This is a genomic window from Bacteroides sp. M10 (assembly GCF_014334015.1).
Taxonomy (GTDB): Bacteria; Bacteroidota; Bacteroidia; order Bacteroidales; family Bacteroidaceae; genus Bacteroides; species Bacteroides intestinigallinarum.
This window is the reverse complement of the sequence record NZ_CP060488.1, coordinates 1,768,118-1,784,756: the sequence shown is the minus strand read 5'-3', so window position 1 is coordinate 1,784,756 and position 16,639 is coordinate 1,768,118. Positions and strand designations below refer to the sequence as shown.

The following is a 16,639-nucleotide window of genomic DNA, read 5'->3' as shown; positions in this document are numbered from 1 at the left end:
AATATAAGTCAGAAAACAATGAAAATAGCACTGATCGGTTACGGAAAGATGGGCAAAGAGATAGAAAAGGTTGCCCGTAGTCGCGGACATGAAATCGTCTGCATCATTGACATCAATAATCAGGATGACTTCGAATCCGAAGCGTTCAAATCGGCCGATGTAGCCATTGAGTTTACCAATCCGATGGTAGCTTACAGCAATTATATGAGAGCATTCAAAGCAGGTGTGAAACTGGTATCCGGCAGTACCGGATGGATGGCCGAGCATGGCGAAGAAATCAAAAAGCTCTGCACTGAAGGAGGCAAAACACTGTTCTGGTCGTCCAACTTCAGTCTGGGAGTCAGCATTTTCTCTGCCGTCAACAAGTATCTGGCTAAAATTATGAACCAGTTCCCCACTTATGATGTCACCATGAGCGAGACACATCATATTCATAAATTGGATGCTCCTAGCGGAACAGCTATCACACTGGCAGAAGGTATTCTGGAAAAGATGGACCGTAAGGACAAATGGGTGGAAGGAACTTTCCTTGCACCGGACGGAACCATTAGCGGAACCAACGATTGCGCGCCTAATGAACTTCCGATCGCCTCTATCCGTGAAGGAGAAGTGTTCGGTCTGCATACCATTCGTTATGAATCTGATGTAGACAGCATAACTATCACGCATGATGCTAAAAGCCGTGGCGGATTTGTATTGGGAACCGTACTGGCAGCCGAATATACTGCCACACACGAAGGTTTTTTGGGCATGAGTGATTTATTCCCATTCTTGAACGACTAAGATTTCAGAAGCTAGTTCTAAACAAATATAACATTATGAGACAAGCCACACGCGCACAATGGATCAAATGTGCCATTGCTATTCTACTTTACCTCGCTTTCCTTCTCTGGGTACGGAGTTGGTGGGGATTGATTGTTGTTCCTTTCATTTTCGATATTTATATCACAAAGAAAATACCTTGGTCTTTTTGGAAGAAGTCGAAGAATCCGGCTGTCCGCAGTGTGATGAGTTGGGTGGATGCCATCGTATTTGCGTTGGTTGCTGTCTACTTCGTCAATATCTACATCTTCCAGAATTACCAGATCCCTTCCTCTTCGCTGGAAAAATCATTGCTGGTAGGCGATTTCCTGTATGTAAGCAAGATGAGCTACGGTCCCCGCGTACCGAACACTCCGCTTTCTATGCCGTTGGCACAACATACGCTGCCTGTCTTCAATACTAAATCGTATATCGAGTGGCCACAATGGAAATACAAACGGGTACCGGGCTTTGGTAAAGTGAAGCTGAATGACATTGTTGTCTTCAACTTCCCGGCAGGAGACACGGTAGCAGTGAACTACCAACAGACAACGGACTTCTATACGCTGGCTTACGGTGAAGGACAACGCATCTACTCCAAACAGATTGAAATGGACAGTCTGACACGTGCCCAACAACGTGCTATTTATGATTTGTACTATGCTGCCGGACGTAAACAGATAATGAACAACCCGCGCACTTATGGCGAAGTCCTCTGGCGTCCGGTAGACCGTCGCGAGAATTATGTGAAACGTTGTGTCGGCTTGCCCGGTGATACATTGCAAATTGTAGACGGACAGGTGATGATTGACGGTAAGGCGATTGAGAACCCCGAAAACCTGCAATTCAACTACTTCGTACAGACTACCGGTCCGTACATTCCGGAAGATATGCTTCGCGAATTAGGTATCAGCAAGGATGATACCATGCTGATAGAAGACTCCGGCTGGGAAGGCGGATTATTGGAAATGGGACTGGACAACCGGAATGCGCAAGGCAAACTGAATCCGGTATATCATCTTCCATTGACTAAAAAGATGTATGAGACTCTCCTTGGCAATAAAAAGCTAATCAGCAAAATAGTAATGGAACCGGAAGAATACGCCGGACAGATGTATCCGCTGAACCTTTATACTAAATGGAACCGCAACAATTACGGTCCGATCTGGATTCCTGCCAAAGGAGCTACCATTACCCTCACAGAAGACAACCTGCCTATCTATGAGCGTTGCATCGTAGCCTACGAAGGCAACAAGCTGGAAGTGAAACCGGACGGTATCTACATCAACGATGAAAAGACCAATGAATATACCTTCAAAATGGATTATTACTGGATGATGGGTGACAACCGTCACAACTCTGCCGACTCCCGTTATTGGGGTTTTGTACCCGAAGATCACGTAGTGGGCAAACCGATTGTCGTATGGCTGTCGCTTGACAAAGACCGTGGATGGTTTGACGGTAAGATTCGCTGGAACCGCCTCTTCAAGTGGGTAGACTGATAAGTGTACGGATAGAATAGAGTGATAAGGTGATAAATATTGATGAACATTCGTAAATTCAAATGGATACTAGCATTTGCCGGAGCAGTAGTCGTAGTGCTTCTGCTCCGGGGATTTGCTTTTACGTCCTGCCTTATCCCTTCCACCGGCATGGAAAACTCCATTTTCCAGGGTGAACGTATCTTAGTGAACAAATGGAGTTACGGGTTGCGAGTTCCTTTCATGTCGCTCTTTTCCTATCATCGTTGGTGCGAGAGTCCCGTGCGTCGGCAAGACATCGTAGTGTTCAATAATCCGGCCGGAATTCGGGAACCTATCATTGACCGCCGGGAAATCTATATCAGCCGTTGCCTCGGAATGCCGGGTGACACCTTATTTGTTGATTCCCTTTTCTCCGTTATTTCTCCCGAGGCACAGTTCAACCCGGATAAGAAAAGACTTTATTCGTACCCCGCCTCAAAAGAAAATCTGATAACCTCACTGATGCATACTCTTTCCATCACCAACGACGGATTGATGGGAAGCAATGACAGTACCCACGTGCGCAGTTTCAGCCGTTACGAATACTATCTGCTGGAACAGGCGATGAATGGAAAAGAGTGCTTCGTTCAACCTCTGTCGAACAAGGAAAACACTGATCCGAATCCGCTGATTGTTCCCGGAAAGGGGCAATTTATACGTGTCTATCCCTGGAACATAACCCTGCTACGAAATACGCTCGTGATGCACGAAGGCAAACAGGCAGAGATAAAAAACGATACCCTCTACGTGGACGGAAAGCCCACGAAACACTGTTATTTCACAAAAGATTATTATTGGATGGGATCTAACAACACCATCAACTTCTCCGACTCGCGTCTTTTCGGATTTGTCCCGCAAGACCATGTCATCGGAAAAGCCTCCGTCATCTGGTTCTCCAAAGAAAAAGATACAGGACTGTTTGACGGATACCGATGGAACCGTTTTTTCAGAACAGTGAAATAATCTCCGGATCATAAAAAAAACTACTTCTTAATAATATCCTCCATTATAGAGTCCCCTAAACGAATTAAAATGAAAGAAATGAACATAGCTTATTTATCTTCAGCTTATCTCGCTCCCGTCGAATATTATACCAAGTTGCTGGCTTATGACAAGGTATTTGTAGAACAACACGACCACTATATCAAACAAACGTATCGTAACCGATGTACCATTGCCGGCCCATCCGGCGAATTAGCTCTTTCTATCCCAACCGTAAAACCCGACACATTGAAGTGTCCAATGAAGGATATCCGCATCTCCGACCACGGCAACTGGAGACATCTGCACTGGAACGCCATCGAATCAGCCTACAACAGTACTCCTTTCTTTGAATATTACAAGGACGACTTCCGTCCCTTCTACGAAAAGAAATACGAGTTTTTAATCGATTTCAACGAAGAACTATGCCGGATGGTCTGTGAATTGATAGATATTCACCCCACTATGGAGCGTACTAGCGAATATAAGATGGAGTTTGCTCCCGGAGAATTCGATTTTCGGGAAGTCATTCATCCCAAAAAGGATTTCCGGGAAGTAGATACAGAGTTTGTTCCACAACCTTACTATCAGGTTTTCGAGTCCAAACTGGGTTTTCTACCTAATTTGAGTATCATAGACCTGTTGTTCAATATGGGACCGGAAAGTCTGTTGGTACTAGGCAAGTAATAACTCCACTCTTCTATACGCATATAGCCAACAAAGGTGAACCATGTCGTCACATTATTTATACTCGTACAGCTTTACGTGTAAAATACTGAATTCTCCGACAGGAATACGTACATGCCTTCCCTGATGGTCCTGATCGCCATTCAGGCGCCGGATATATTTCAGTGAACCATCTTTGTTCACATTAACTTCATCTACAGAACCAATACCGGCTCTCATACCACCTTGCCAGCTATTTTCCGTTTTTGGTGCCTTTCCGCCCACACTGACAAAACCATCCTCGCCCAACGCTGGTGAACTTTTCATTTTTTTTTCCCCCTGTTTCTTAAATTCAAGTACCAAGCCACTGCCGGCAACGATATACTCATTGGGAGCCAGACGCAGCAAGACACCTCCCCCTTCAGGCCATGCGCTGCCATCCCGGGCACGTGGGTCCCATGGTAGAGTGAAGTAATGACGACAGGTAATCTCCAAATCATCGTATGAAAGTATTCGTTCTTTATTCTCTTCATCAAACAAAAGACCGTTCATCACTCCTTTGCCTTGAAATTTTGTCAATAAAGGCATCAGTTCTTTCAATTTAATATAGCTCTGTACCAAAGGTGTATCTGCTCTATCCGAACCGCTTTCAATAGAAAAAGGACAAAAGCCAATCGCATCATGCTCACCAAACACATAGAAAGCACGCACTCCATCATTGTCTTCCAACCGGATTTCAGGTATAAAGAGAGGATTATTGTGCAGTTTATACTTTGCCACCCAATCAACGAAACCTCTATCATATAAATCCGGAGCCAGAAAATCAATGTTGGGTGCTGCATAATGCCATACATCTATCAAATGAGCCAATGGTCCTGCCGACGGATATTCTCCCGGTTTCCGTCCCCTACTGTTCATTGCTGCATTGACATACAACGGAATATCATAAATAGAACGTGCTAACTTTGCCATTCGTTCTACGTACTGCGCATACGACCAGGCCATAAAAATTTCATCCGTATACACGTCTGCACCAAACACTTCCTGCCACGTACCTTTCTTCTTGAATCCCTGGCTCTCCCATTTTGCCAGCATTTCGGGATGCAGAGATCTCTTGTTCTTCTGCAAATAGTCGATGAAAAGGGGCGGAACTGGTGCATAAAACAGTTTATCCGCTTCTTTGGAATAATCGCGGGCATCTTCCAACATTCCGATTTCGTTTTCTATCTGAATCATGATAACCGTTCCCTCTTCCTTATCCACAGAAGCAATATGTTTCATCCATTGGGAAAAAGCACGGCTATCCGCCTGAAACACATTCTCCGAAAAGGAACTGGCTATTTCGAGGGGCTTCCCTACTTTCGTATAGGCACGCGGGTATTTCTTATAATCTTCTTTAAACCAGATCGGAGCGTAACAACTCATTGAGTTTTTCCAAGCACCGAACCAAAGGAAAACCACCTTCAAATCATTCGCACGGGCCTGTTGAATCACTTTATCCGTCAGGGTAAAATCAAATTTACCTTCCTGTGGTTCTGTTAAATCCCAATATGCAGGAACCAGTACCGTATTCAGCCCCATACGCTGCAATTTCGGGAATATACGTTCAATATCTTCAATAGAGGAAGCTGAAGAATTTCCCAATTCACCGCCAATCACTAAGAATGGCTTTCCATCTACCATAAGTTGTGTGGTACTTCCCTGTTTCTGCAAATACGGAAGTTTCTGATGTGCCTGAAGAGGCAAAATAAAAAGGAATAGAATCCCAAAAAGTGTGTTTCTCATAACAATCAGCTTTATCATATTATCTGAAAGCAAAGTTACAACAATATAAAAAAGGAGCACAACGTCTTGTGTTCCTTTTCTATCGGGCAGGTTACAGATGCTTTATGTTACGTTACATCTGCCTTTATCTATACATTATCTCCGGTTCTTATACCCTCTATTTGCGTTTCCTAAGTAATTTTTAGAGAAAACTGTTTATATCGCTACTTCTTCACAATTCTTCTCTTCATTAGATTCTGCCGCATCCAGCCGATTCAACAAATAGCGTACATTTTGAAGATGTATATCGTTATTCCGATCCATTTTCTTAAACTGCCAACTGTTTTTAGTGGTATTCAGTATGCAATTCATTAACGTTCCCACGGCATCGGCACTTTGGAAACGATTGGTATTGGAGATTAGCGTATTCATCATGTGCGCCCCGAATCCTCTAATCACCTCTTTCACACTTATCGACTTATAATTACGGATGGCTTCAAAGGTCGCCACATTACTACAAAGCGTACTAGCTAAATCCTCCAATCTCTTTCGATCTGTTCGTTCCACTAGATAGCTTTCAGGATTCATAAAACGATTGAAGGTTAGATAAAAATCCATCATTTCATCATCGGATGAAAAGATAACGTGCATGAGTTGCGTCGCGTCCCCCGGACGAGCCTGCTGGTTGCTTAAAACTTCTTCCATAAGAATTTTAATTAGATGGTGAATAAATTAAGTTCAATGGGGCGATACAGAAGGGTAGTTTTAAGAAATAAAAGAAGCGGTTCCGCCTGTCCCATTGCATTCCACTATCCACGACAGCAGTAGGTGCACTAACATCCTACATGGGGGTGCGAAACCGCCATATAAGATTAATGGGACGGACATAAAAAAGCCCGTCACATTGATACGGCAGGTTCTCCGCCGTGGTTTAAAATGGAATGCATTACAAAGATAGAATATAAAATCAGAAAAGAGAAAAGAAAATCAGTATAAATAGAAGTTTACAGTAATAAATTAAAGCAGAACTTCCTAAAGCCTACTTGTTACTATAAGATTCATTTGGAAAGTTCACCGGTTTCACCGTTAGCTGAATAGTTATAGACCAGATGTTTATGGTGAAAGAGGTACATAAAAAAATAAAGAACCATCCGTAAGCGTCTCCGCGATTCTATCTTGTCGCCCTTTTTTCATTCTTATATTTTTGCTATGTATAAAAATGAAGCATTATGGATTTAGCAGAAAATCGATTTGGAAAAACTTGGAAACATTTCCTTGAAGTATTGAAAGTAGACTACAATTGTTCTTTAGCCGATGTTTGCCGCGATCAGCATACCACTTTTGGTGGTATGAGTTCCTGGATGTCCAGACGGGGCTATAGCGTTAAACAAGCCAAGGCAGATGTGGTCCGTGATTATTATGGCGGCGTTGAACCCTCCCAACCGACAACTTCCTCTCCTTCATTCACTCAAATAGCACCCGCCATGTTGCCGGAAGAAGAGTTTAGTCTTGCCGGGATCACAATCACCTTTAACAGTGGAACCACCATTTCGGTCAAACGGGCCACACCCAGTGGTGTTATTAAAATGTTGCGCGATTACGAAAGAAAGGAGGGAGATCCATGTATTCTCTAACATCAGCCAATCGCTACTATCTGTACCAGGGCTTTGTTCGTATGAACCTTGGCATTGACGGTTTATTCAAAATTATACGATCGGAAATGAAGGACTTGTCTCCCGTTTCCGGAGATATCTTTTTATTCTTTGGTAAAAACCGACAAAGTGTAAAAATACTGCGTTGGGATGGCGATGGCTTTCTTCTGTACTACAAGCGCCTCGAAGGTGGAAGTTTTGAGTTACCGACATTTAACCCCAATACAGGTAATTACGAGATTTCTTATCAGGTTTTGTCTTTTATCTTGAATGGAGTGTCATTAAAGTCTGTACGGTTGAGAAAACGTTTTAGGATCTAATACAACATTTTGATTATTAGTTATTTGTACTAAAGATATCATCCGGTTTATTTGGTTAATTTGTTGATTTTTTATATCTTTATGCCATGAAAAAGGATGAGATCATAGAGTTATTGAAGGAACAAATCAAGGGATTACGAGATGACAACAACAGACTCTTGGACCAAATAGATGCTTTGATAAAGGAGGTTTCTTCCCTTAAAGAGGCACTCCTTCAAAAAGGCGAATCTCTTAGCAAGCAACAGCGCCTTACTAAGGGACTCGCCAAACTTGTATCCAACACATCCGAACAGCAACAGGCTCCCCAATCTGCCATATCCGAAGAAGAGCGGCAGAAGATAGAAGCGGAAAAAGCAGATAAGCGTAAAGCAAGAAAGAACAATGGGGCCAAACGTGACATGCATTATGAGATGGAGGAAGAAGAACATGTCGTTTATCCCGATGATCCCGATTTTGACATCAATAAGGCCCGGTTGTTTACCACTGTTCCCAGAATATGCGTCCGCTATGAATGTGTACCCATGCGCTTCATCAAGCATGTCTACAAGATACACACCTATACGCAAGAAGGTCGCCTGTTTGAGGGAAAAACACCGGCTTCGGCCTTCTTGAATTCCAGCTATGACGGTTCATTTATTGCCGGATTGATGGAATTACGTTATATACAATCGCTACCTGTTGAAAGAATCATCAACTACTTCGAGGGGCATGGCTTTACGCTGAAGAAACCTACGGCTCATAAGTTGATAGAAAAAGCCTCAAGCCTCTTCGAAAATCTTTATAAGTGCATCCGGCAGACAGCTTTGAGTGATCCTTATAAGGCAGCCGATGAAACCTATTACAAAATACTCGTCCCGGAAAAGAACAGCAAGGGAAAAAGAGTCAGGAAGGGATACCTTTGGGTGGTTGTCGGCATAAACACCAGGATGATATACCTGCTCTATGATGACGGCTCCCGGTCTGAAAGAGTTATTCTTAACGAATTAGGCGGTTGCAAAGGTATTATACAAAGCGATGGCTACTCACCTTACCGGAAGCTTGAAAGCGATGCTTATCCCAATATCACACGCATCCCGTGCTTGCAACATATAAAACGGAAATTTATAGATTGCGGTGAGAAGGACCCGGATGCAAAAAGAATCGTGGAGCTGATAAACGCACTTTATCAAAACGAGCATAAGCATAAAGTTGGGGTTGAGGGATGGACGGTAGAACAGAATCTTATGCATCGAAAAAAGTATGCGCCGGACATACTCGGAGAAATAAAAGATATGCTTGATGAAATAGAAGAACGGGGGGATTTATTACCTAAGAGCGAACTGCAGGAAGCCATTACCTATCTTCGCAATGAGTGGAATGCAGTGGTGGACATCTTTAATTATGGTGACACTTATCTGGACAATAATATGGTTGAACGGATGAACCGGTACATATCCTTATCAAGAAAAAACTCATTGTTCTTCGGCAGCCATAAGGGGGCCGAACGAGGCGCCATACTCTATACGATAGCACTCACTTGTAGGATGCATAAAGTGAATTTATTTGAGTATCTCACGGATGTGATAAACAGAACAGCCGAATGGCAACCGAACACACCAATTGAAAAATACAGGGAACTGCTTCCTGACAGATGGGAAAAGGCTAATGACTAAAAAGGGATCATTAGCCTTTTTATTTTAATACACTATATAGAATCGCGGAGACGCTTACCGAGTGTGAAGGATGAATATTTCTATATTTTGCGTTTCCTTTCACCATAAATATCTGGTCTATAACTATTCAACTAACGGTGAAACTGATGAACCTTTATTAAAAACTATTAGAGAATTACATAAGTTCGATATTAATAAATGCAACCGCCGTTACTGTAACGGCGATTTCTTTAATGAAAAACAACACAATATACAATGGGTGGAAGTCTTATCAAAAGAAGCCCTACAAGATTAAAACATAAAACTAAATCCTTTATTGTGAGAAGCTTTATATTTTTGAATTTCCAAAGACAGTGTTTTTTTCAACTGCACTGCCATGAAATCCAAAAAAGGCTGGTTGGTTTCATCATCTTGCGCCTGTTGTAAAGAAAGGATATAATCTGCCCTATCCTCCTTAAAAATCTTAGCGGGGAAAAGATGATAGCAGAATTGAATATAGTTCATCAATAAGCGAGCTGCTCTCCCATTACCATCCACCCAAGGATGAATAGTCACTAAATTGAGGTGAGCATTAAAACTTAATTCGTATTGTTCACGGAACGTTTCCACATTCTTTTGCCGTTCCTGCAACAAGAAACAAAGTTCTTCTACTTTAACAGGTACTTTTTGATAACCCATATAAGAACGCCCACCTACACCAGCCATAACGCCACACAAACGGAACTCACCTCTGGAAGAATCGAAAGAGCCGCCTATTGTATTATGCCTTCCCCCTGTTGTCCGCATCAAAGTAGCGTTTAACTTCCGCAAGAAAGCAGGAGTTATAACAGTATTGCGTTGCGCTTCCTTTTTAGCAAGCTCGTATGCTTTCTTCAAATCCTCATTCATCAGATGATATACCAACGGCTTTCCTTTAGCTGTTACACCTTCATCGAAAAGAAGCTGTGCATCCATTTCGGTTAGTGTAGAACCTTCAATGGCTGTAGAATGGGTAATAAGAGAATAGAGGTAGTACTTCTCATAGTCCACCGACTGACTGATACCGAGTTGCTGAAACTCCTTATACAGTTCCTCTATTTCCAGCCAAATACCTTTTTCCATAATAGGTTACCTTAATTGTTATTTTTCCCAAAATTACTTCTGATACAACACTTTACCAAGCGAAACGACTACTTTCTTACTATTTTTTTGCAAATGCTGGGAAAATTAGGCAATAAAAAAACGCTAAGTCGATTTGTTGCAATCACTTAGCGTTTTCCGAGTACCCAGACTCTCTGTCATCTCCTTAAAAAAATATCTAACCAAACATCTACCTATTTCAACTCAAATGGTACAGTACCTTTAATATCCCTGGATGAACTACCGATCATTGCCTCAAACTTGCCCGGTTCGGCCACCCATTCGTGTTTAGCATCATCAAAGAAGCTCAATGCTTTCTTATCAATCGTCAGCGTTACCGTTTTCTCTTCTCCCGGAGCCAGTTTCACTTTCTGGAAACCTTTCAACTCTTTGATCGGACGAGGGAGAGAGGATTTCTTATCGCTGATATAAAGCTGAACAACTTCTTGCCCCTCACGGGTTCCTGTATTCTTCACATTGACCGTGAAAGAGATAGTATCATCTACTGTCATTGTTTTCTTATCAGCCGAAGGCTTTCCATAAGCGAAAGTAGTGTAGCTCAATCCGTGTCCGAACGGGAACAGCGGTTTGATTTTTTCTTTATCCGCCCAACGGTAACCTACAAAAATATCTTCCCGATAGATTTCATTAATCGTATCTCCTCTATGTTTAGACTGTGCCAGTTCTTCCTTATTGCCCGGATATTCGCCCAATTTATGAGCCCCTACATCTTCCAGTTTTGCCGGGAAGGTGAAAGGAAGTTTTCCCGAAGGATTGGCGTCTCCTATCAATACGGAAGCAAGAGCAGTTCCAGCTTCCGAACCCAGGAACCAGCCCTGTACAATAGCCAGCACTTCATTTACCCAAGGCATGGCCACAGCATTGCCGGAGATATTGACCACAATCAGGTTTTTATTCACCTTTGCGAGTTCACTAATCACTCTATCCTGTGCGTATGGCAAACCTAAAGAAGCACGGTCCGAATCTTCACAATCCTGATGATTACTCTTGTTCAAGCCACCGAAGAAGATGACATAATCGGCATCTTTAGCCACTTGAAAAGCCTCTGCAAGCAGCTCATCTTCCGAACGGTTGTCTTTCAAGTCCTGACCGGTTTTCACACCGTTATACTCTCCTGTCGGATCGCCTACATATCCACGGGCATATACCACTTCTGCTTTTGAGCCCACACGACTTTTCAGTCCATCCAACGGAGAAATCTCATATTTCACTTTCAAAGAAGAACTACCACCGCCCACAGTCATCATCTTAATAGCATTTTCACCGATAACGGCTATTTTCTTAGCTTTATTCAAATCGATAGGCAGTATGTTATCCTTGTTTTGCAACAATACAACACCTTCTTCACCAATCTTACGTCCGGCTTGCCCGTGTTCGGGAGAACCTAAAGAGCCAAATGGTTTGTGCGGGTCCATTGAAGTACGGAAAATCAGACGAAGGACATTACTAACCTTTTCATCCAGTTCCTTTGTTCCTACTTTACCTTCCTTGATTAATTTCAGGTAAGGGAAAGCAAGGAAATAATTATCATAGGCATTTCTCGTTCCGGCAGACAGTCCGTTCGTCCATGAACCAAACTCGAGATCCATGCCATTGTGAATCGCCTGCTCGGTATTGTGCACACCTCCCCAGTCGGACACTACGACACCGTCAAAGCCCCATTCATTACGAAGAATATCTTTAAGCAGGCGTTTGTTATGACAGGCGTGCTCTCCCTGATAGAGATTATAGGAGCCCATAATCGACCATGTGCCACCTTCCTGAACAGCTGCCTTAAAAGCAGGCAGGTATATCTCATAAAGGGCACGATCACTTAATTGTACATTGGTGGTATGACGGTTGAATTCCTGATTGTTCAATGCATAATGCTTCACGCAAGCAGCCACTCCATTCTCTTGCACACCTTTGATGTAAGGAACCACCATTGTGGCAGAGAGGTACGGATCTTCTCCCATATATTCGAAGTTACGTCCGTTCAAGGGTGTACGGTAGATATTCACACCGGGGCCCAACAGAATGTCTTTTTTGCGATAACGCGCCTCTTCACCGATACTTTTCCCGTAAAGATGAGACATTTCGGGATTCCATGTAGCAGCAAGGCACGTTAGTGCCGGATAGGCAATACAGGAATCGTTTGTCCATCCTGCCTGATCCCATTCATCCCATAAGACTTCCGGACGGATACCGTGAGGACCATCAGTAGCCCATACTTCCGGGATACCAAGACGGGGAACGCCTGCCGAACTAAATTTAGACTGTGCATGAATCATCTTTACCTTTTCTTCAAGGGTCATCCGGTTCAACGCATCTTTCACTCGCTCTTCAATAGGCTTACCTGTGTCCAAGTACACCGGTTTCTGCGCAAAAGCAGGCAGTGCAGTCATCACAGACAGGCCAAGTAACATTGCTTTGAATTTCATGTTCATTTATGATATAAGAAATAAGTTAATACTTTATTTATATAGACTCCCAAACAGGGAATATTTCCTAGTTGCGGACGGGTTTATTAATGTTTTTTACATTATCCCAGCCTAAGATGAATCCTGAAAGGGTACAAATCATTATACCCTTTCAGGATAGTTTCAATAAAAATCCGGTATCAATTTTCAGATCAATTTATTTTCTCAACCTTCAGATCAGCATTTGCATTACCATTCGTTACATCAATGGTAAACCGATAGACACCTCCTTCTTCAAATGCTTTATTATCCTGCATTTCCAAATTTCCGGAATCTGCAAGTTTAAGCTGTTCCACTAAAATAGAGCTTGCATAATTGCCGAATTCTCCTCCCCAATCATTTTGATGGAAGAACTTAAAACTAATCACTTCCGGGTCGCCACTAGTCTTCAGTGTTTCCCCGGCTTTCAAGGTTAGCTGATACTTTTTAGGAGCAACTTGCGCCAGACAGAGCGCTTTACCTGGCTCCCAACCTACTTCGGAAGACGCAACAGAAGGCTTACCGATTCCTTTCCCGATAGCCCAGATTGCACCCGTTCCGTCATCTTGCAATTTGGCCGGTTTACCATCTTTCAAAGCCATTACGGAAAAATACTTCAAAACAGCATTAGCTGTCACCCGATAATCTCCGTTAATCGGCAGGAATTTCAATGCACCATCACTTTGTTTCTCAAAGAAGTCAGGATCAATCCACCATTCATTCAAATTATCAATACCTGTGACAGTTATCATTTGTCCTTGTGTAAACGCCTGATCCGACTTATATATATCAGTATCTGTCACCTCCATCTTATCATTACCAAAGAAAATATCCGGTGCAGGTAAATCTACCTTCCCTACTTTCTCCACTGTCAACACAGCCTTGGTATTGCCTTTCGTCACATCAACTGTAAACCTGTAAATGCCTCCTCTTTCGAACTTCTGACCTTCTTCCAGTCCCAGATTACCGTCCGATGAGATTTTAACCAGTTCACTCGTTGTAGAAATAGCATCCCCTTTAAACTCACCATTGTCCCATTTATTGATATGGAAGAATTTAAAGTTTATATCATCCACTTTCATGGTAACTCCAGCTATAAATGTCAGTTGATACTTCTTCGCAGTAAGTTGTGGCATACACAAACCGTTTTCCGGCGTCCACCCTACTTCAGAAAGTGCCACCGACGGTTTACCGATTCCTGTTCCAATAGCCCAGATAGCTCCTGTTCCGTCATCTTGCAACTTGGCAGCCTCACCATTCTTTAAAGCAATGACAGAAAAATACTTCAGTTTACCATTAGCTGTTATCTTGTAACTTCCGTCAATCGGAAGGAATTTCAATGTTCCATCTTCCTGTTTCTCAAAATAATCCTGGTCTATCCACCAATTATCATAATCAGGTACCCCTTCAAACGCTAGAATGTCATTCTTCTTCAAAGTCAGCTTGATTGCATAGATATCATTCTCTACCAACTCCATATCTTCACCGTTCACCTTTAACTTGGCAAATGGTTCTGCCTCGTAAGTCAACGTATTAAACTTGATAGCATAATTTCCCGGTTCCGTATTAGAAAATGAAATAGAATTAGTAGAACCAGCTTCAATCGTTCCATTCTCCCAACCAAAAGTCAATTCGTTACCATTCTCTCCCACTTTCGGAGTCTTGATATACGCCTTCATTTTTTGTGAGAAGTCTCCTGTCACACTATACTCATACATGGATTGACGGTCCATTCGGTACTCTTTTCCCTCCTCATCCACTAATGTCAGATAGGGGAAATCCGGTCGTGCCAGAGCGAGTTCTTTCGTCATTTCCGTGGTAGTAAAATGAATGTTCTGAAGAATATATCTCAAAGTTGCCTTTCCATTAGGAATATTAGCATAATAAGGAACAAAGATTTTACCAGTATAGTCATTTCCGCTTGTCTTTGTACGGATGACCGTTTCGGACACTTGCTCTTCTCCATAAAAAAGCTGTGCTTTCAACGTAGAAAGAGGCACATCCACATCCGAGGCTTTAATCGTAAACGGAAGACTGTCACCAAAAAGAGCATCTGCATTCTCTGCTTTGATTTCCATACTCGGATTACCGGGCAAGAATTCGTCATCATTACAGGAATTCATGGATAACATTCCTGCTAGAGCCAATATAATATAACTGTTTTTTTTCATTGTCTTGATTATTTTAAGGTTCTTATTCCGACTTTGCCCAACGATAGGAAATTACAGATTTGCCCGGAACATCATAAGCAAAATGACGCTTACCATCACTTAAGGTTATCTTTTTAGTTTTTTCATTATTATTCATCAGAACAAAAGCATAAGTTCCATCCGGATTCTCGAAAGCAGAATACATAATATTGCTATCAGCATAGCCGGATGCACCGATACGTACCGCTCCCGGTTTCACTACACTTGAAAGATGAGCGATGATATAATAATGTGAGTTGCGGATAATTGTCTTATAGTCACTATTACTAATATCCACCGCTCCGTAGCAGGTCTGGCAACCGCCTTCACGGTTAGGAGCACGGTCATTATCAAGCATCAGGTTCCACACTATCACTCCCCTACACCAGTTGTTGATCGTACCCAATGCTACTTCTTTCATATCTTCCAGCAATCGTTTCGACAAATCACGTCCGCTATTCCATGTTCCGATAGAAGTCTCCGTGAAAAGAAGTTCCTTTTCAGGATAGGCTTTATGTATATTTAAAAGCTCTTCGCGATTCCCGCCATAGTTGTGATAAGCTGCTCCGGCCAGGTATTGGGAAGCTGCTGCGTCTTCATACATCTTGCCGGGGTAGTTCTTTTCCGTTTCAATATCACTATAATCATAGTTATGATCGTATGCATAAATCTTCGTAGCCAGTCCGGCTGTTTTAAATTTAGGTCCGAGTGCTGTTTTCACAAAGTCTCTCTGTTCTTCCCAACTCATATAAAGTGAAGCAGAATTACCACGGTTCAACGGTTCGTTCTGGGGAGTCACAGCATAAATATCAATACCTTCAGCCTTAAATGCTTGTACCCATTTCACAAAATAAGTAGCATAATCCTGATAATAGACCGGATTCAGCTGACCGTTTGTCCATGAATCCAGCGGAGTAAGGTCTGTGAGACTCTTTACTTTCATCCATTTTGGACAAGTCCAAGGAGCGGCAATAACTTTAATAGAAGGATTAATGTTCAGAATCTCTTTCAGAATCGGAAGAATATAGTCTTTCTCTTCACTCTGCAAAGCAAAATGTTCAATACCTTTTGTATCGCAACAAGTATATTCGCTCAATGAAAAATCCGAGCAGCCGATGGAAATACGGATATAGCTAAATCCGAATCCTTTGTCGTCAGAGAACGTTTCCGTAAGGAAAGCATGACGATCTTCCGGTTTCATTTGCAGAAGGTTAAAACAAGTAGCACCAGTGATGGCTACTCCGAAGCCATCCATTGTCTGATATTGTTCAGCCGGATTCAATGTGATTGAAGTAGGTGCCAAATTATCTTTCAAGCTGAAATTAACGGCATCACGAGTCAAATCGCGAGTCAGGCTGCTAGTGGTCGCATAAATGGTCACATCTCCGGTTGGAACAGGTGCAACCGGTTTTTCCGCATCGTCACTGTTGCTGCATGCAGCTAATATGGTGAAGCATCCAAGAAAAGTTAATGCTATATTTCTCATGTCTATCATAATCTTAAGTTTTCTATG

13 protein-coding genes are annotated in these 16,639 nt (G+C 42.5%); 7 read left to right on the top strand and 6 right to left on the bottom strand.

What is annotated here, in order from left to right; translation table 11 throughout:
* Nucleotides 1-18 precede the first annotated feature (18 nt).
* From dapB to H8796_RS06450, 4 genes are all read left to right on the top strand, one after another.
* Complete coding sequence (gene dapB, locus H8796_RS06465; RefSeq protein WP_117936421.1) at nucleotides 19-783, top strand: 4-hydroxy-tetrahydrodipicolinate reductase; 765 nt, start codon at nucleotides 19-21, stop codon at nucleotides 781-783.
* 35 nt (nucleotides 784-818) lie between these two features.
* Nucleotides 819-2,303, top strand: a complete 1,485-nt coding sequence (gene lepB / locus H8796_RS06460; RefSeq protein WP_117936419.1) for a signal peptidase I — start codon at nucleotides 819-821, stop codon at nucleotides 2,301-2,303.
* A gap of 42 nt (nucleotides 2,304-2,345) precedes the next feature.
* Nucleotides 2,346-3,287 (top strand): signal peptidase I, encoded by a 942-nt coding sequence (gene lepB, locus H8796_RS06455; protein WP_117936417.1) that lies wholly within the window; start codon nucleotides 2,346-2,348, stop codon nucleotides 3,285-3,287.
* Between the two features lie 69 nt (nucleotides 3,288-3,356).
* Entirely contained in the window at nucleotides 3,357-3,992 is a 636-nt protein-coding gene (locus H8796_RS06450) for a WbqC family protein (protein ID WP_117936415.1), read from the top strand.
* A gap of 54 nt (nucleotides 3,993-4,046) precedes the next feature.
* Here H8796_RS06450 and H8796_RS06445 read toward each other — a convergent pair whose 3' ends face one another.
* Nucleotides 4,047-5,756 (bottom strand): DUF5597 domain-containing protein, encoded by a 1,710-nt coding sequence (locus H8796_RS06445; RefSeq protein WP_117936519.1) that lies wholly within the window; start codon nucleotides 5,754-5,756, stop codon nucleotides 4,047-4,049.
* A 195-nt stretch (nucleotides 5,757-5,951) separates the two neighbouring features.
* Nucleotides 5,952-6,440: a hypothetical protein gene (locus H8796_RS06440; RefSeq protein WP_117936413.1), complete on the bottom strand. Its 489-nt coding sequence runs from the start codon at nucleotides 6,438-6,440 to the stop codon at nucleotides 5,952-5,954.
* A gap of 524 nt (nucleotides 6,441-6,964) precedes the next feature.
* Here H8796_RS06440 and H8796_RS06435 point away from each other — a divergent pair.
* The 3 genes from H8796_RS06435 to H8796_RS06425 all read left to right on the top strand — a co-directional run bounded on the left by H8796_RS06435 (nucleotide 6,965) and on the right by H8796_RS06425 (nucleotide 9,359).
* Nucleotides 6,965-7,369 carry a hypothetical protein gene (locus H8796_RS06435; protein WP_122138311.1) on the top strand — a complete coding sequence of 135 codons (405 nt, stop codon included), beginning with the start codon at nucleotides 6,965-6,967 and terminating at the stop codon, nucleotides 7,367-7,369.
* Nucleotides 7,357-7,707, top strand: coding sequence for an IS66 family insertion sequence element accessory protein TnpB (gene tnpB / locus H8796_RS06430; RefSeq protein ID WP_004296723.1), 351 nt, complete (start codon nucleotides 7,357-7,359; stop codon nucleotides 7,705-7,707). Before H8796_RS06435 ends, tnpB begins: the two co-directional genes overlap by 13 nt.
* An 86-nt stretch (nucleotides 7,708-7,793) precedes the next feature.
* On the top strand, nucleotides 7,794-9,359 hold the full coding sequence (locus H8796_RS06425; protein ID WP_187343914.1) for an IS66 family transposase: 1,566 nt from the start codon (nucleotides 7,794-7,796) through the stop codon (nucleotides 9,357-9,359).
* A 291-nt stretch (nucleotides 9,360-9,650) separates the two neighbouring features.
* Here the strand turns inward: H8796_RS06425 and H8796_RS06420 are convergent, their stop codons facing one another.
* From H8796_RS06420 to H8796_RS06405, 4 genes are all read right to left on the bottom strand, one after another.
* Nucleotides 9,651-10,460, bottom strand: a complete 810-nt coding sequence (locus H8796_RS06420; RefSeq protein WP_117937472.1) for a Fic family protein — start codon at nucleotides 10,458-10,460, stop codon at nucleotides 9,651-9,653.
* A gap of 212 nt (nucleotides 10,461-10,672) precedes the next feature.
* Nucleotides 10,673-12,925: a glycoside hydrolase family 3 C-terminal domain-containing protein gene (locus H8796_RS06415; protein WP_117937471.1), complete on the bottom strand. Its 2,253-nt coding sequence runs from the start codon at nucleotides 12,923-12,925 to the stop codon at nucleotides 10,673-10,675.
* A 185-nt stretch (nucleotides 12,926-13,110) separates the two neighbouring features.
* On the bottom strand, nucleotides 13,111-15,108 hold the full coding sequence (locus tag H8796_RS06410) for a DUF5125 domain-containing protein (protein ID WP_117937470.1): 1,998 nt from the start codon (nucleotides 15,106-15,108) through the stop codon (nucleotides 13,111-13,113).
* 22 nt (nucleotides 15,109-15,130) lie between these two features.
* On the bottom strand, nucleotides 15,131-16,621 hold the full coding sequence (locus H8796_RS06405) for a glycoside hydrolase family 30 beta sandwich domain-containing protein (protein ID WP_117937469.1): 1,491 nt from the start codon (nucleotides 16,619-16,621) through the stop codon (nucleotides 15,131-15,133).
* Between the last annotated feature and the right edge of the window lie 18 nt (nucleotides 16,622-16,639).

What these genes read in the sequence shown, in the direction of transcription:
- dapB (WP_117936421.1), top strand. Translation starts at nt 19, where the DNA reads ATGAAAATAGCACTGATCGGTTACGGAAAGATGGGCAAAGAGATAGAA.
- lepB (WP_117936419.1), top strand. Translation starts at nt 819, where the DNA reads ATGAGACAAGCCACACGCGCACAATGGATCAAATGTGCCATTGCTATT.
- lepB (WP_117936417.1), top strand. Translation starts at nt 2,346, where the DNA reads ATGAACATTCGTAAATTCAAATGGATACTAGCATTTGCCGGAGCAGTA.
- H8796_RS06450 (WP_117936415.1), top strand. Translation starts at nt 3,357, where the DNA reads ATGAAAGAAATGAACATAGCTTATTTATCTTCAGCTTATCTCGCTCCC.
- H8796_RS06445 (WP_117936519.1), bottom strand. Translation starts at nt 5,756, where the DNA reads ATGAGAAACACACTTTTTGGGATTCTATTCCTTTTTATTTTGCCTCTT.
- H8796_RS06440 (WP_117936413.1), bottom strand. Translation starts at nt 6,440, where the DNA reads ATGGAAGAAGTTTTAAGCAACCAGCAGGCTCGTCCGGGGGACGCGACG.
- H8796_RS06435 (WP_122138311.1), top strand. Translation starts at nt 6,965, where the DNA reads ATGGATTTAGCAGAAAATCGATTTGGAAAAACTTGGAAACATTTCCTT.
- tnpB (WP_004296723.1), top strand. Translation starts at nt 7,357, where the DNA reads ATGTATTCTCTAACATCAGCCAATCGCTACTATCTGTACCAGGGCTTT.
- H8796_RS06425 (WP_187343914.1), top strand. Translation starts at nt 7,794, where the DNA reads ATGAAAAAGGATGAGATCATAGAGTTATTGAAGGAACAAATCAAGGGA.
- H8796_RS06420 (WP_117937472.1), bottom strand. Translation starts at nt 10,460, where the DNA reads ATGGAAAAAGGTATTTGGCTGGAAATAGAGGAACTGTATAAGGAGTTT.
- H8796_RS06415 (WP_117937471.1), bottom strand. Translation starts at nt 12,925, where the DNA reads ATGAACATGAAATTCAAAGCAATGTTACTTGGCCTGTCTGTGATGACT.
- H8796_RS06410 (WP_117937470.1), bottom strand. Translation starts at nt 15,108, where the DNA reads ATGAAAAAAAACAGTTATATTATATTGGCTCTAGCAGGAATGTTATCC.
- H8796_RS06405 (WP_117937469.1), bottom strand. Translation starts at nt 16,621, where the DNA reads ATGATAGACATGAGAAATATAGCATTAACTTTTCTTGGATGCTTCACC.